Annotated in this window: 20 protein-coding genes; 5 read left to right on the forward strand and 15 right to left on the reverse strand. The window is 61.9% G+C overall.

Going from position 1 to position 14,118, the window contains the following annotated elements:
- Window positions 1-339: 339 nt before the first annotated feature.
- Window positions 340-558 carry a hypothetical protein gene (locus FMM79_RS12850; RefSeq protein WP_148627863.1) on the reverse strand — a complete coding sequence of 73 codons (219 nt, stop codon included), beginning with the start codon at window positions 556-558 and terminating at the stop codon, window positions 340-342.
- 113 nt (window positions 559-671) lie between these two features.
- Here FMM79_RS12850 and FMM79_RS12855 point away from each other — a divergent pair, with 113 nt between their 5' ends.
- Together FMM79_RS12855 and FMM79_RS22090 are read left to right on the forward strand one after the other, a co-directional pair.
- Window positions 672-1,058, forward strand: a complete 387-nt coding sequence (locus tag FMM79_RS12855) for a transposase (protein ID WP_162528510.1) — start codon at window positions 672-674, stop codon at window positions 1,056-1,058.
- Window positions 1,059-1,068: 10 nt separating this feature from the next.
- Window positions 1,069-1,200, forward strand: coding sequence for a hypothetical protein (locus FMM79_RS22090; RefSeq protein ID WP_256376801.1), 132 nt, complete (start codon window positions 1,069-1,071; stop codon window positions 1,198-1,200).
- Between the two features lie 63 nt (window positions 1,201-1,263).
- On the opposite strand, the gene FMM79_RS21250 is transcribed toward FMM79_RS22090, so the two are convergent.
- From FMM79_RS21250 to rpmF, 6 genes are all read right to left on the reverse strand, one after another.
- On the reverse strand, window positions 1,264-1,410 hold the full coding sequence (locus FMM79_RS21250) for a hypothetical protein (RefSeq protein WP_153269328.1): 147 nt from the start codon (window positions 1,408-1,410) through the stop codon (window positions 1,264-1,266).
- A 144-nt stretch (window positions 1,411-1,554) separates the two neighbouring features.
- Window positions 1,555-1,938 carry a MerR family transcriptional regulator gene (locus tag FMM79_RS12860; protein ID WP_148628113.1) on the reverse strand — a complete coding sequence of 128 codons (384 nt, stop codon included), beginning with the start codon at window positions 1,936-1,938 and terminating at the stop codon, window positions 1,555-1,557.
- A gap of 50 nt (window positions 1,939-1,988) precedes the next feature.
- Entirely contained in the window at window positions 1,989-2,285 is a 297-nt protein-coding gene (locus FMM79_RS12865) for an integration host factor subunit alpha (RefSeq protein WP_148628114.1), read from the reverse strand.
- Between the two features lie 110 nt (window positions 2,286-2,395).
- The gene (locus FMM79_RS12870) at window positions 2,396-3,370 is read right to left on the reverse strand and encodes a beta-ketoacyl-ACP synthase III (RefSeq protein ID WP_148628115.1); all 975 of its coding nucleotides are present in this window, start codon (window positions 3,368-3,370) and stop codon (window positions 2,396-2,398) included.
- Window positions 3,367-4,428 carry a phosphate acyltransferase PlsX gene (gene plsX / locus FMM79_RS12875; protein ID WP_148627865.1) on the reverse strand — a complete coding sequence of 354 codons (1,062 nt, stop codon included), beginning with the start codon at window positions 4,426-4,428 and terminating at the stop codon, window positions 3,367-3,369. Before plsX ends, FMM79_RS12870 begins: the two co-directional genes overlap by 4 nt.
- Before the next feature lie 28 nt (window positions 4,429-4,456).
- Window positions 4,457-4,636, reverse strand: a complete 180-nt coding sequence (gene rpmF / locus FMM79_RS12880; protein ID WP_148627866.1) for a 50S ribosomal protein L32 — start codon at window positions 4,634-4,636, stop codon at window positions 4,457-4,459.
- Window positions 4,637-4,857: 221 nt separating this feature from the next.
- Here rpmF and FMM79_RS12885 point away from each other — a divergent pair, with 221 nt between their 5' ends.
- Window positions 4,858-5,193: an MAPEG family protein gene (locus FMM79_RS12885; RefSeq protein ID WP_240339155.1), complete on the forward strand. Its 336-nt coding sequence runs from the start codon at window positions 4,858-4,860 to the stop codon at window positions 5,191-5,193.
- 13 nt (window positions 5,194-5,206) lie between these two features.
- Here the strand turns inward: FMM79_RS12885 and FMM79_RS12890 are convergent, their stop codons facing one another.
- On the reverse strand, window positions 5,207-5,887 hold the full coding sequence (locus tag FMM79_RS12890) for an MBL fold metallo-hydrolase (protein ID WP_148627867.1): 681 nt from the start codon (window positions 5,885-5,887) through the stop codon (window positions 5,207-5,209).
- 77 nt (window positions 5,888-5,964) lie between these two features.
- On the reverse strand, window positions 5,965-6,609 hold the full coding sequence (locus FMM79_RS12895; RefSeq protein ID WP_148627868.1) for a LexA family transcriptional regulator: 645 nt from the start codon (window positions 6,607-6,609) through the stop codon (window positions 5,965-5,967).
- A 103-nt stretch (window positions 6,610-6,712) separates the two neighbouring features.
- Between FMM79_RS12895 and FMM79_RS12900 the strand changes: the two genes are divergently transcribed.
- Together FMM79_RS12900 and FMM79_RS12905 are read left to right on the forward strand one after the other, a co-directional pair.
- A complete protein-coding gene (locus FMM79_RS12900) occupies window positions 6,713-6,913 on the forward strand; it encodes a hypothetical protein (protein ID WP_039393190.1) in 201 nt (66 codons plus the stop codon).
- A complete protein-coding gene (locus tag FMM79_RS12905; RefSeq protein WP_240339156.1) occupies window positions 6,903-7,286 on the forward strand; it encodes a hypothetical protein in 384 nt (127 codons plus the stop codon). The genes FMM79_RS12900 and FMM79_RS12905 overlap by 11 nt, the downstream gene beginning before the upstream one ends.
- A 12-nt stretch (window positions 7,287-7,298) precedes the next feature.
- Here the strand turns inward: FMM79_RS12905 and FMM79_RS12910 are convergent, their stop codons facing one another.
- From FMM79_RS12910 to FMM79_RS12935, 6 genes are all read right to left on the reverse strand, one after another.
- Window positions 7,299-8,972 (reverse strand): acetolactate synthase large subunit, encoded by a 1,674-nt coding sequence (locus FMM79_RS12910; RefSeq protein ID WP_148627869.1) that lies wholly within the window; start codon window positions 8,970-8,972, stop codon window positions 7,299-7,301.
- A 118-nt stretch (window positions 8,973-9,090) separates the two neighbouring features.
- A complete protein-coding gene (locus FMM79_RS12915) occupies window positions 9,091-10,041 on the reverse strand; it encodes a D-2-hydroxyacid dehydrogenase (protein WP_148627870.1) in 951 nt (316 codons plus the stop codon).
- A gap of 280 nt (window positions 10,042-10,321) precedes the next feature.
- Window positions 10,322-11,773 carry a cysteine--tRNA ligase gene (gene cysS / locus FMM79_RS12920; RefSeq protein ID WP_148627871.1) on the reverse strand — a complete coding sequence of 484 codons (1,452 nt, stop codon included), beginning with the start codon at window positions 11,771-11,773 and terminating at the stop codon, window positions 10,322-10,324.
- A gap of 93 nt (window positions 11,774-11,866) precedes the next feature.
- Window positions 11,867-12,439 (reverse strand): DUF2846 domain-containing protein, encoded by a 573-nt coding sequence (locus FMM79_RS12925; protein WP_148627872.1) that lies wholly within the window; start codon window positions 12,437-12,439, stop codon window positions 11,867-11,869.
- Window positions 12,440-12,445: 6 nt separating this feature from the next.
- Complete coding sequence (locus FMM79_RS12930; RefSeq protein WP_148627873.1) at window positions 12,446-13,066, reverse strand: hypothetical protein; 621 nt, start codon at window positions 13,064-13,066, stop codon at window positions 12,446-12,448.
- 138 nt (window positions 13,067-13,204) lie between these two features.
- The gene (locus tag FMM79_RS12935; RefSeq protein ID WP_148627874.1) at window positions 13,205-14,110 is read right to left on the reverse strand and encodes an EamA/RhaT family transporter; all 906 of its coding nucleotides are present in this window, start codon (window positions 14,108-14,110) and stop codon (window positions 13,205-13,207) included.
- Window positions 14,111-14,118: the final 8 nt, after the last annotated feature.

Consider the following 14,118-nt stretch of genomic DNA (forward strand, 5'->3'; position numbering starts at 1 on the left):
CATTACTGCCGTTCGTGCTGGCCGGGACGATCCAGCCCCATGTGGGCACTACGGCTGCGACGTGAACATGGGTCATCGCCGGCATTGTTGGTAGCGCTTGGACCGTCTTTGTATCGTGGCGCACCTACGGGCTGTTCAAAGCCTTTGCCGCTCGCGGCGATCGCCAATTTTACGCGCGCAACACGTTCGCTCTGGCGCCCGAATATCAGGCCAGTGAAAGCGCAACGAAGGCGAAGTGGAAGCGCAGGATGGCCCGGCAGCGGAAGCGATGCGTAGCCCTTTTGTCACCAAGTGTCGGCAGCACTAGGCGGCGTGGACAAATTCGGGGCGGCCCTGAACTTATAGCGGTTGGAGGGGGATTTGGAGCGCAGCGTCGATTAGGTCTGCGGCAACTTCCCTGCCGAAGGTGTTGATGGTGATGTGACCGTCATCCGGTATGCTGATGTCGAAGAACGTATCCCCGTCGGCTAAGAGCACCTTCAGACGTATGCTGTCGAATTCCACATCAGTCGCCCACTGATATTTCACCGTGCGATCTTCGAGTTTCAGCGTTCCCATATAAGCAGCTTATCGCCTACTGATCCGGTTTTTCATCGATCCGGCGTTATAACAGTGAATACGATTGACGTAGCGCAGGACGCTTGATTCAAGGCTGCTTTTTGGAGGCAGGCTTGAGCAGCGGCGATCTCACCGAGGCGGAGTGGCGCGTTCTGAACGACTTGCTGCCGATCGAGCCTGAGAACCGAGGTCGCGGCAGGCTGCCCGGGCAGAACCGTTCAATCATCAACGGCATCCTCTGGCGGCTGCGCTGCGGCGCTCCGTGGCGCGACGTCCCGCCGAAATATGCTAGTTGGAACACCATCTATCGGCGGTTTCGGCGGTGGAGTGAGGTCGGGGGCTGGGAGCCCGTTGCCGTGACGTTGGCCGGGATCATGGCAGACAGCGGCCACTACAGCATCGACAGCACACCACCGTCTGCGCCCACATCTCGGCAGCGGGCGGAAAAGAGGGACTCATCGACGCGCTCTTGGCCGCTTGCGGGGCGCGTTCACCAGTAAGCTTAACTGCTTGGCTGATGCCCTCGGACCACCGCTCTCCTTCCACCTGCCGATCGGTGAGTCAGCCGACTGCAAGGCGTATGGTGACCTCATCGGCCTACCCGAACGCGCACCCGATGCGCTGGTCGCCAACAAGGGCTAAGATGCAGGCGCGATCCGGGCCGAACTCGCTGAACGGAAGATCAAGGCAGTTATCCCTGGCCGCTCAAACCGCCGCGTGAAGATCGAACATGATCGAGCACTCTACAAATAGCGCAAACAGATCGGGCGCATGTTCGGCTACCTCCAGGTCAACCGGGCCTTCGCCACCCGATACGATCAACTGGCCAACAGCTTCCTCGGAATGATCCATCTGGCAACACCCAGATACTGGCTCAAACTTGTCCAAGCCACCAAGGGGCAATGTGATCCATATGAACGAAAAGCACCGGGGTATTTTTTCTCCCGATCTCAGGAAAATTCCTCGCCTCTGCTCACCAATCCACCTTACAGATTATTAACCAGCCTCAAGTGCTAATCTGAGCTTTTCACGAATTTTACTAAGGGTTTTCCGCATTGATTCGCCTGAATTCAGATCGGAGTATCCCAACAAGTTCGACGCCCGCGGTGCCCCCCCCCCAGACGCCTCCTGCTCCAGAAGCTGACTAGCACCGCGCAATGTATACCCTTCACGATGAACCAGATCGTCGATACGGCGCAGCAGCGCGATATCCTCGGGACGGTAGTAGCGCCGCGAACCACTGCGCTTGACCGGCTGCAGCATCGGGAACTGGGTCTCCCAATAGCGCAGGACATGCTGGCGCAGGCCCAGCAAGGCGCTGACTTCGCCGATCGTACGCAGCGCGCCGGGCTGCTTATGGGAGCCTGGCGCCTCGTGCATTGCCTTCAAATTGTTGGAAGAAGTCTTCAGAATCCGCACTCCGTCTGGCCTCAGGCCCCGGCAATGCGGTCCTTCAGCATCTGGCTGGCCCGGAAGGTGAGGACACGCCGCGGCGTAATCGGCACCTCCACCCCGGTCTTGGGATTACGCCCCATGCGCTCACCCTTATCGCGCAGAAGGAATGTTCCGAAACCGGAGATCTTCACGTTCTCACCGTCACCGAGGGCCGTCACCATGTGCTGGAGGATAGATTCCACCATGGAGAGCGACTCCGCCCTCGAAAGTCCGAGTTGACGATGAATCGCGTCCGCGAGTTCTGCTCGCGTCAATGTATCCACTGACCGCATCAAGCCTGCATCCCCTTCAAACGCTTATCCTGAGGGGATGATATGAAAATCAACGAAAATTGCAATGCTGCGTCGAATAAGGAACGCATCCAAAATGCGTTTTATCGAATTCAAACCCGCAAAAGGCTCGCGCCCCAAGTGAAACCACCGCCCATGGCTTCAAGAACGACAAGGTCGCCCTGTGTGATCCGGCCATCGCGGACGGCCTGGTCGAGCGCCAGAGGAACCGAGGCCGCCGAGGTGTTCGCATGCTCACCCACGGTCTTGACGACCTTCTCGGGCGAGAGTGAGAGCTTCTTGGCGGTGCCATCCAGGATGCGGGCATTGGCCTGATGCGGCACCAACCAATCGATGTCCGCCGTTGTCAGACCTTCTGCCTCGAGCACTTCGTGAAGCACTTGAGCCAGGTTCACCACGGCATGACGGAAGACCTCACGGCCCTTCATCCGCAGCTTGCCCACGGTTCCGGTAGTCGAGGGACCGCCATCGACATAGAGTAACTGGTTGTGGGCACCATCGGCGTGCAGCTTGGTCGCAAGAATACCACGGGGCGTTTCGCCCTCGGCCTGCTCCTGTGCCTCGAGCACAATCGCACCCGCCCCATCTCCAAAGAGGACGCAGGTGGTACGGTCCTCCCAATCAAGAATCCGACTGAAGGTCTCGGCTCCGATCACAAGCGCGCGTTGGGCCATACCCGAATGCAGCATCGAGTCGGCCACACCCAGGGCATAAAGGAAGCCCGAACAGACCGCCGCCACGTCGAAGGCAATGCACCCGCCGCAGCCCAGGTTGTGCTGGACCGTGGTCGCCGTTGCAGGAAACGTCTGGTCGGGGGTGGCCGTCGCGAGCACGATGAGATCGATGCTGGCAGCTTCGATGCCCGAGGCCTCGATCGCCTTCAGCGCCGCCATGGTGGCAAGGCTCGACGTCGTTTCGTCGGGGCCTGCGATATAGCGCTGTGTGATCCCGGTACGCTCGACGATCCATTCATCGCTGGTATCGACACGTTGGGCGAGTTCGCTGTTGGAGACGACCTTTTCGGGGAGAGCCGAACCGGTACCGAGCAGGACCGAACGGCGCATCAGGCGCGCTCTTCCTGGGCGCCCGGCATCCACAGCGATGAATCGCCTACGCGGGCCAGGTCGGCGCTGATACGCTCGGTCACTCGTTCCTCCAGAAGGCGGGCGGTCACGGCGACCGCATTTGCGACACCTGCGGCGCTGGCGCCCCCATGGCTCTTCACGACAATGCCGTTCAGACCCAGGAAGACCGCGCCGTTATGATTGTTGGGGTCAAGATGGTGCTTGAGCAGTTCGGTGGCAGGGCGCGAGATCAGGAAACCGATCTTCGAGCGTAGCGAACTGGAAAAACTGCGGCGCAGGAGGTCTGCGACGAAACGCGCCGTACCTTCTACCGCCTTGAGGGCGATGTTGCCCGAGAAGCCATCAGTCACCACGACATCGACGTTGCCATGCGCCATCTTGTCGGCCTCGGTGAACCCGTCGAAGGAGATCGACAGCTCCTTGGCCGCTTCGCGCAGGATCGCGGAGGCATCACGCAGTAGCTCGGTGCCCTTGATCTCTTCGGTGCCTATGTTGAGCAAACGCACGCGGGGCTCGGCGCGACCCGACACTACGCGTGCATAAGCAGCCCCCATGATCGCGAACTGGACCAGGTTGCGGCTGTCACACTCGGTGTTTGCGCCCAGATCAAGCATGATCAGGTCGTTGTCGCCGAGCGTGGGCAAGAGCGCGGCAAGCGCAGGCCGGTCGATCCCTGGCATGGTGCGCAGGGTCAACTTGGAAATAGCCATAAGCGCGCCGGTATTGCCACCGCTTACGGCGGCGCCAGCATCGCCTGTCTTAACCGCCTCAATGGCACGCCCCATCGACGTCCCCTTGGAACGACGCAGGGCCTGGCTCGGCTTATCCTCGCCACTGATCACACCATCGGTATGGATGATCTCGGACGAGGCGCGCAGGTTCGGATGATCCTTAAGCGCATTCTTGATCCGCTCTTCGTCGCCGACGAGCAGGAACTGGAACTGATCATGACGACGGCGCGCAAGTGCAGCGCCCTCGATCATGACGCGCACCCCCTCGTCGCCGCCCATCGCATCGATGGCGATACGCGGCAAACTCATGGGCAATCTCCGAACTTCGTGCGAGGTCTTAGACTTCGACCGCGACGATTTCACGGCCATTGTAGTGGCCACAAGCGTTGCAGAGGTTGTGCGGGCGCTTCAGCTCACCACAGTTCGGGCACTCGTGAAAGGCTTCTGCCTTGAGAGCGTCGTGGCTGCGGCGCATGCCCCGGCGGGACGGGGTCGTTTTTCTCTTGGGGACGGCCATCTCGGCACCTGTTCCTGGAAATGCGTTAATGTAAAAAAGGCCGCCAGGGCCCGTACTCGGACCGGCGGCTTGCGAAGGCGGGCCTATACCCGATTTCTGGAGAGTTGCAAGCCGTTCCTCACCCCATCACAAACTAACCGGCTTCAGGAGAGAGCAAGACACCATGATCCTGCCTACAACACTGTGCCTTGCAGCTACTGCAGTACTGATCAACCTCTGGCTTGGCGCTCGTATCGAGCAAGATCCGCGGGCAGGAAAAGATCCTCCACGGAGACGGCGACAATCCGCGCCTGATGCAGCGCATGCGCGCCCAGGCGAACTTAATCGAGAACACGCCCTTTCTGCTGATCCTGACAGGCGCCATTGAGATTTCCGGCAGAGGCGGCGTATGGTTGCCGCTTGCCGGAGCGCTCTTCATGACGGCACGCGTAGGCCGCGGGCTTGGCATGGACCGCACCGATATCAACGCACTGCGCGCCGGCGGGTTTGCCCCAGGCCTCCTTGTCACACTGGGCCTGGCCGTTGTCGCCGTGCTGATTGCACTGGGCTTGTTCTGACCCGGCGCCGATCTCAGCTCATCGGCAGCCCGCGTTCGAGCGCTTTGTCGCTGACGTAAGGGTTCGTCCGGCGCTCGTCACCAAAGGTGCTGACCGGACCATGCCCGGGAACGAACGTCACCTCATCACCGAGAGGCCACAGACGCTGCGTGATCGAATTGACGAGATCCTCCAGGTTGCCACGCGGAAAGTCCCAGCGGCCGATCCCGTTCTGGAAAAGGACATCGCCGACCATCGCAAAATGGCTTGGCGCATGGTGGAATACCACGTGCCCTGGCGTGTGCCCCGGACAATGCACGACATCCAGAACGAGTTCACCCACGGTCACCGTGTCGCCATGCTCAAGCCAGCGATCAGGCTCGAACGTGTGCGCTTCCATGTTCCAGCGCGGCCCGTCATCGTCGAGCTGCGCGATCCAGAAGCGATCCTCCTCGTGCGGCCCTTCAATGGGCACGCCCATTTCCTTGGCGAGAACGCCAGCCTGCCCGCAGTGATCGAGGTGGCCATGGGTAATAAGGATCTTTTCGAGCGTGACGCCCGTTTGCTCCAGCGCCTGCTTGAGCTTGAGCAGGTCACCACCCGGATCGACCAGCGCGCCGTGCATGGTCTTGGTGCACCACACGAGCGAGCAGTTCTGCTGGAGCGGAGTGACAGGGATGATGCCCACACGCATGGGCTGGCTTGCTTCGGTCATTCTCCGGGACATGACTCCGACCCGCGCCGAATGCAACCACCTGATCTCCCGCGCGCCTGCGCGGACACCACCCAAGCCTAGATACGCCCGCCCTTCCAGACCACGCGCCCGATAACCGCGACATCTTCTGGACGACACTCGATCACCCCATAGGCCGGGTTATCGCTGCGCAGGGCAACAACGCCCGGCCGGCCGGTCTCGACGCGCTTTACGAGAAGAGTTCCGTCCACACGCACGACGTGGATGCCATCGCGCAAGCCTCCCTGCCCCTGATCGACCAGGATCTCGTCGCCGTCGCGCAAAGTCGGCTCCATCGAATCGCCAAGGACTGCAATCATCGCTAGCTTCCCGGGCTTCAAGCCCATCGCGCGCAGCCAACGCATGGAAAAACGGACCGAATCGAACGCGGCATCCTGCGAATCGAGAGATCCTGCCCCCGCCGATGCTCCAAGCACGAGACGGGGGATTTCCACCCACTGCGACGAATCTCCTCCAAAACCGGAGGAAATATCCTCTGGCTTGCCGAGCTCTTCCTCGGCCACCCGGAGGAACCGGGCCAAAGCACCACGATCTGTCTCCTCGAGCTTCTTCGGACTGCCCTTGCGCACGAATTGCTGGAGATAGCTGGGGTTCTTGCCAAGCATTCGCGAAAGCGCGGAAAGACTTACGCCGCGCGCATCGGCGAGCTCCAACAGGCGGCTTCGGATAGGATCGCTTACCATAATGTAATCCGTACACGAAGGAAATTTCCTAGACAAGTAGGATTTGAATTGGAACATAAGATGAACATTGGCTCAACCAATGAAGGAAAGGAAAATCCGCCTCATGTTGATTCGCGAGATCGAGCGCTTCCTGAGCGCGACCAAGATGTCCCGCACCCGCTTCGGCAGGCTCGTCGCCCGCGACCCCCGCTTCGTGGAAGACCTGCGCAACGGACGCGAACCGCGCGCAGCCATGACGCACAGAGTCGAAGGGTTCATGTCCGGCTACCGCGCCGCCAACGGGGAGACCGCCCATGCACGTTGATCTTACTCTCCACGCCGAAACCAAAGGGCACGACACGCCCGCCCCACGCCCCCGCCCGCAGCGCGGCCCCTGGCTGCAGATAGTCACCCAGATCCTGCAACTGGCAGGGCCCCGTGCCGAATTCCTGCGCCACTCCGAACGCCCCTGGTCGAGCGCAACCTTCGCCGGTGCACGCCATACAGTTGCGCTGACGTTCCAGGGGAACGAGGCGATCGAGGCCGGGGAGCAGTTCATCGAAGCCCTTGCCGACCACGAGTTCGTGATCCCTGGCCACCTCGTCGCCGATGCGGCTCTGCGCGGGAGCGATCACGTCAACGGCGCACCGCCCCGCCTTTCGGTGGAAATCGAAATCCTCCTCCTCGACGACATCTAGCTCCCAGCGCCCTCAGAGTGCCCGGGAAAGATCCTTGATCTCGGTATTCAGGATATGGTCGTTCTCTGAGTAATCTACCGGACAGTCGATCAGGTGGACACCCGGCATGTCCCGACAATGCTCCAGCAATTCGCGCAAGTGCCGCGCACTTTCGGCCCGGTATCCGTTGGCCCCGTAGCTCTGCGCGTACTGGACGAAGTCGGGATTGCCATAGGTGAGTCCGAAATCGGCAAAGCCCATGTTCGCCTGCTTCCAGCGAATCATGCCATAGGCATTGTCGTTCAACACCAGCACGGTCAGGTTGAGCTTGAGACGTACCGCCGTCTCGAGTTCCTGGCTGTTCATCATGAACCCGCCGTCCCCGCACACGGCCATGACCTTGCGCTCGGGGTAAACCATAGCGCTGGCCATGGCCGAAGGCAGCCCTGCCCCCATCGAGGCGAGCGCGTTGTCGAGCAGCACCGTGTTGGGCTGGTAAGCGGTGTAGCCGCGCGCGAACCAGATCTTGTAGATGCCGTTGTCGAGACACACGATGCCGTCCTCGGGCATGACATCTCGCACTTCTTGCACGAGATGCGGCGGAAAGACCGGGAAGCGCGCGTCCGACGCCAGCCCGGCGGTATGCTCGACTTCGGCCTCGCGGTAGCGCAGCATCGCCGAAAAATCCCACTTCGAGGACGGCTTGATAGCCTCCTTGATCTGCCACATGGCGTTGGCGATATCGCCGATCACCTCGATATGCGGGAAATAGACAGGGTCGACTTCGGCCGTCTGTGTGGAGACATGGATAACCTTGCGTTCTTGGCACGCGGCATCGTTGTGCATAAAGAACGGCGGCTTTTCGATCACGTCGTGGCCGATGTTGACGATGCAGTCCGCATCCTCGATCGCGCGGTGGACGAAGTCACCCGCCGAAAGTGCTGCGCAGCCCAGGAACTTGGGATGGCGCTCGTCGATCACACCCTTGCCCAGTTGCGTCGTAAGGAAGGGAATGCCCGTCTTCTCGACGAACTCACTCAGCATGTTGCTGGTCATCTTGCGGTTGGCGCCTGCGCCGATGACGAGAAGCGGCTTGCGCGCAGCTTCCAGCGCCTCGCAGGCCTGACGGATCGATTTCACGTCCGCCGAGGGCCGCCGTACTACCGACCCAGCGACGGGGCGCGAGAGCGTACGCTCATCCGCGATATCCTCAGGCAGCTCGATATGGCAGGCCCCGGGCTTTTCCTCTTCAGCGAGGCGAAACGCCTCGCGCACGCGGCTCGGGATATTGTCCGCCGAGGCCATCTGGTGCGCGTACTTGGTGATCGGGTGCATGAGTGCAACCACATCTAGAATCTGAAAGCGCCCCTGCTTGGACTTCTTGATCGGCTTCTGGCCGGTGATCATCACCATTGGCATGCCGCCCAGCTGCGCATAGGCCGCCGCAGTGACCAGATTGGTGGCACCCGGCCCCAGCGTGGAAAGGCACACGCCCGCCTTTCCGGTATGACGCCCGTAGGTTGCCGCCATGAAACCGGCGCCCTGTTCGTGGCGTGTGAGAATCAGCCGGATCGAACCCGAACGCGAAAGCGAATCGAGAAAATCGAGGTTCTCCTCGCCCGGTACGCCGAAGACGTATTCGACCCCTTCGTTTTCCAGACACTGCACAAACAGGTCCGAAGCCTTGGTCGTATCCGCTTCCGCCATTTAAGGGTCCTCCTTCTCGATCCGACTAATCAGCCACCGCAGGTTGCCCGGATGGGCGCGACCTTGCAAACGGGCACCTTGTCCTACCAACGGCCCGGCGCAAAGTTCCGTTCCGGCTTCAATAGCCTCGGTCGAAATCGACCCGGTGGACGAACTCCTCGCCCGCCTGAAACCGACGCAGATTTTCCAGAAATCGCGCAGCAGCCCGACGCAGCAGACTGCTCTGGGCAAGCCCGGAGCAGTGCATCGAGATTTCCACATTTGGACAGTCCCAGAGCGGATGATCAGCCGGCAGGGGTTCCGGGTCGGTCACGTCGAGATAGGCGCCGCCCAGGTGGCCCGAACGCAGCGCCTCAAGCAAAGCGTCCTGATCCAGCACTTCCCCGCGTGCCACATTCACAAGCGCAGCGCCCTTTTTCATCGCGGACAGTTCGTCCTTACCGAACATGCCGATCGTCTCTGGCGTCGAGGGCACGACCAGCACCACCCAGTCGAACTCGCCCAACCGCGCGCGCCATTCGTCCTGGCCCAGATCGCGGCCCTGCGGTGTGCGGCGGGCCATCGTGACCTGCGCGTCGAAAGCTTCGAGCAGCATGCGGATACGTTGGCCGATCTCGCCCGCACCGATCACCAGTACGCGTGCGTCAAGAAGTTCGCCCGTGCCCGGCGCCTCCTCCAGCCATTCATGGCGCGCCTGGCTATCGCGTATCTGCCCCCATTTCTTGTTGTACGAGAGCATGCCCAGGAGCGCGAACTCGGCTACGCTGTGCGCGTGCAGCCCGGCGCCATTGGTGAGCATGATGCCATTCGCCCGAAACGAGGCCAGCGGCAGCCAGTCGACACCCGAGGACATGACGCTGCACCATTGCAGGACGTTGGCGCCTTCCAGCACCTTGCCCAGCATGGCATCGGCTGAATCGCGAATGAGGTAATCGGGCCAGACTACCTCCACATCGCTGAGGTTTGCGGCGAATTCCTCATCGCTCTCGTACCAGACCGGCTCGATACCTTCCGGTATCTGTCCGTCGAGAAAGCGGCGAAAATTGGCATGAACAAGAGCGCGGGTCACAAGCTATCCCTCGAAAGCATCGGAAATCAAACGGCGTTTCAAGAGATAACGGACGGAATGGCGTTCAGGTTCAATCACCTTTTTTGCACGCGCCGTGCGCCAAGACCATGGAACCAATAGAGGAAGAGGCTGGATTTACGCAAGTATTGCCCCCCAAACGGGCGTCCTCACCAATCTCCACCGACGGAGGGCGCGAAAGGTGAGGTCGGCGGTATGGGCAGCCCGAGGGCGATAGCACTCGGATTTATCCTTTTCTTCTCGTCGCCTATCCAGCCCGAAATCAGCCGAGCTTCCATTCCCAGCCGAGCGGGTCACCATCCATGACCTCGACGCCCTTGCCCGCCAGTTCGTCGCGCAGGGCATCAGAGGTCGCAAAATCCTTGTTCGCGCGGGCCTCCTTGCGCCGCACCAGCGTCTCCTCGATCTCCTCTACGCAGATTTCGGCCCTCAGTGGCCGCAAGCGCAGGTCCGCCCTGCTGGTTTCGAAAAGGCCAAGGCCAAAGACCGCATCCATCATCTCGACCACGGCGCGCTTGGCGGCCGGATCGACCTTCTTGGCGGCCAAGACGTCCTCCAGCGCGGTAAGCGCGATGGGAGTATTGAGGTCCTCGGCCAGCGCCTTCTCGAAAGTCGCGATCATCGGAGCGAGCTTGGGGTGTGCGGGCTCCCCCGCATCGACGTCCTTCAGGCGCTCTGCCGCCATGATCATGCGCTTCAGTCGGGTGAGCGCGGCGGCGAGCCCATCCCACGAAAACTCCAGCTCCGAGCGGTAATGCGCCTGAAGGCACATCATGCGGTAGCCAAGCGGGTGGTATCCCTTGTCGATGAGCAGCTGCAGACGCAGGAATTCGCCCGAGGACTTGCTCATCTTGCCCGAACGCTCGACGAGGAAGTTGTTGTGCATCCACACCTTCGCGCCCGAATTTCCGGGTACGTCGAGGCCGCCTGCACAGCAGAACGCCTGATTCTGGGCGATCTCGTTAGGGTGGTGGATCTCGCGGTGGTCGATACCGCCGGTGTGGATGTCGAAGGGAAAGCCCAGCAGCTTGCCCGACATCACCGAGCATTCGAGGTGCCAGCCCGGCGCGCCTGGTCCCCAGGGCGAATCCCATTCCATCTGGCGCTTCTCGCCCGCCGGGGTTTTGCGCCAGATCGCGAAGTCGGCGGCGTTACGCTTGCCCTCGACCGCCTCGATACGGCCCTCGCCTTCCTCGGTGACCGCACGGGCAAGGCGCCCGTAGTCGGCTACCGTGGAGACATCGAAGTAGAGACCGCTTTCAAGCTCGTAGCAGTGTCTGGGCGCGATTTCCTTGGCGAAGTCGATCATCTGCTCGACGTAGTCGGTCGCGATCGACCAGTGCGCGGGCTGGCGGATGTTAAGCGCCTTGATGTCGTTCCAGTACGCCTGCGTGTAGTGTTGCGCGATGTCCCAGATCGACTGCGCCTTTTGCGCGGCCATCTTCTCCATCTTGTCCTCGCCATCGTCGCCATCGTCGGTCAGGTGGCCGACATCGGTGATGTTGATAACGTGGGTAAGCTTCAGGCCCCGATGGCTCAGCGTCCGGCCCAGGATGTCAGCAAAGACATAGGCGCGCATGTTGCCGATGTGGGGGTAGTTGTAGACCGTCGGCCCGCAAGTGTAGACCCGCGCCTCGCCCTCGTGGACGGGCTGGAAGGGTGCCATCTGGCGGGTCAGGCTGTTGAACAGCGTCAGCTCTGGAAGATCGGTCATGCCCGCGGCATTAGGCAGGCCGCGCCAAAGGTCAAGGCGCCTCGGGGCACGGATCGGGAGGAAGCGTACCCCCTCCCGTCCGCACACGCTCGCTCAGGCGGCCGGAGCGCCTTCTTCCGCGTCAGCGGGCTTGTCCGCAATCGGCGCGTCATCTTTGATCGCCGCGCCCGCCGCGCCTGAAAGGGCAAGTTCGACCTCATCGGGACGAAGGGCTCCGGGGCCAGGACCCATGTCGTCGGCATCAACGAGACGATCGGTCCCGGACTTCACGAACTCGGCCTCGGTCGAGGGTCTCAGATCCGGGCGCCCCGCCATGAAGCCCATTTTGATCCGGCACATCGCGTACTGGGTTTCGTCGGGTTCGACCTCAAGTGCGAGCATGTCCTTGGCCTCGCTTTTCACGGTGTATTCGTGACGCCCCGGCTCGGTAACGAGGATGAAGTAGCGCCCTGCCCCCAGCGAGCTGATCCTCGTGCCGTTCTCGTTGACCGAACAGCCCATGGCCGCTCCCATGATCGTGCCAGTGCGGTAGAAGACAATCTGCCCCTTGCCGGCTGGCGGCGCCGGGATTGCAACAGGATCCGCTTCGCTGGCAGCCAGCGCGGGTTGTGTGGACAGCGCAAGCCCGAGCCCGGCCAGGACCGACCATTTTGCCTCATTTTTCATTGGTGTTTAGCCTTCGTAAACGGCCGCATCCGGATTGGATGTCGGCAAAAGGTCTTCCGTTTCGGGGACCGGCGCGGGCGGCTTGAACCGCACCGCAATCTTCGCCGTGGCCCGGGTCCCTGCGGGATAAAGCACATTGCGGCCGCGTATCGCAAAGCCTACGAGCCCGATCGGAACTGGCGCCAGCGCCGCCCCCGCGTTGATCGCGTTCACGGTTCCAACCGCACCCTGCCCGGCAAGCGCGACATGCATCGAACGCAGCCGAAGCCGTGTTCCGCACGCCTCCAGCCAGCGCGCCGCCAGGACAAGTTCACCCGGAGTCCCGCTGCCACCGGCCTTCTTCGCATGGACCACTTCGCCTTCGCCCGCGCTGCCCGCGGGCAGCACCTCGCGCCCATCGACGACGATGGGTTCGGCAAGGCGGATCGGGAATGTGTCGAGCGACTGGCTCACAGCGCTTCCAAGATCGATCAGCGTCTCGATCACGATCGGGGTCAAGGCAGGAATGGCGTGCTGACATCCCGACGCGGCAGGCGCGGAAGGCGGCACCGGAAGGGCTTCTTCCGCCAGACATGGCAACGGCGCCAACACACCCACGCCAAGGCACACAAGCACATCCTTGCGCATGTGCCGCTCTCCCAAGAATCTCCGGACCGATATCCGGGTTAACCTTGCTTATGTCCCGATTTACAAAGTTTGCAATGTCAAAAATGCAGGCCCGCACAGCCGTTGCTCAGGTTGCCTTGCGGGCCATGCGCAATGCCGTCAGGCGTGGGCAATCATCAACACGCAGACGCCCAGTGTTATGAGTGCGAAGCCTGTCCATTCACGGCTGGTGAGCCAGCGCCCCGACATATAGCGCGAGACCAGCGCCACGATCGGCATCTCGATCAGCGCCAGCGTGCGCACGTTGGCTGCCATCGTCAGCGAGAAGGCGATGAACCAGCCCGCAGACGCCAGTGCGCCCAGCGCGCCCGCAGGCACGCTGAGGCGCCATTCGCGCAAGGAGTGGGTGAAGGCCTTGGCGTCGCGAAAGACGAACCACAGCGCCATTACCCCGCTCTGGATCACTAGTGAAGTCACGAGCATGAGCAAGCTGCGCACGAGGAAAGTGCCCTCACCCACCGCCTCGATCGAAGCGCGAAAGCAGATGGCGGTGAGGCCAAACAGAGCGCCGCTGCTGACGCCCACGGCAAGCGACTTCCAGTCGGCCAGATCCTCTGCCCCATCGCCGGGCTTGAGCGAGGCGAGCACGACACCGATGGTCACCACCAGCACCGCAAGCCAGCCAAGCGCAGGCAGGCGGTCGCCGATGAGCACGAGCCCGAGGATCGCCACGGTTGCAGGTTCGGTCTTGATGTAGGCGTAGGCCACGCCAAAATCCCGACGGGACATGACGACCAGCATCAATGCGGTCGCAGCAATCTGGGTAACCCCGCCCAGCGCCGCCCAGCCCCACGAGGCGGGCGGTATGGCGGGCAGGCCCTGTCCGGTAATTCCGACAAGGGCGGCCAGGAACAGCACCGCGAACGGCAGGCCGAAGACGAAGCGCACCTGCGTGCCTCCGGCCGTGCCGATCCGTCCCGTCAGGCGGGACTGGAAGGCGTTGCGAAAGACCTGCGCGAGCGCGGCCGCCAGGGTGAAAGGCACCCACAGAAAGGTAGAAGTCATGCGCGCAG

Origin of the sequence: Novosphingobium sp. BW1, from assembly GCF_008107685.1 — a bacterium.
Taxonomy (GTDB): Bacteria; Pseudomonadota; Alphaproteobacteria; order Sphingomonadales; family Sphingomonadaceae; genus Novosphingobium.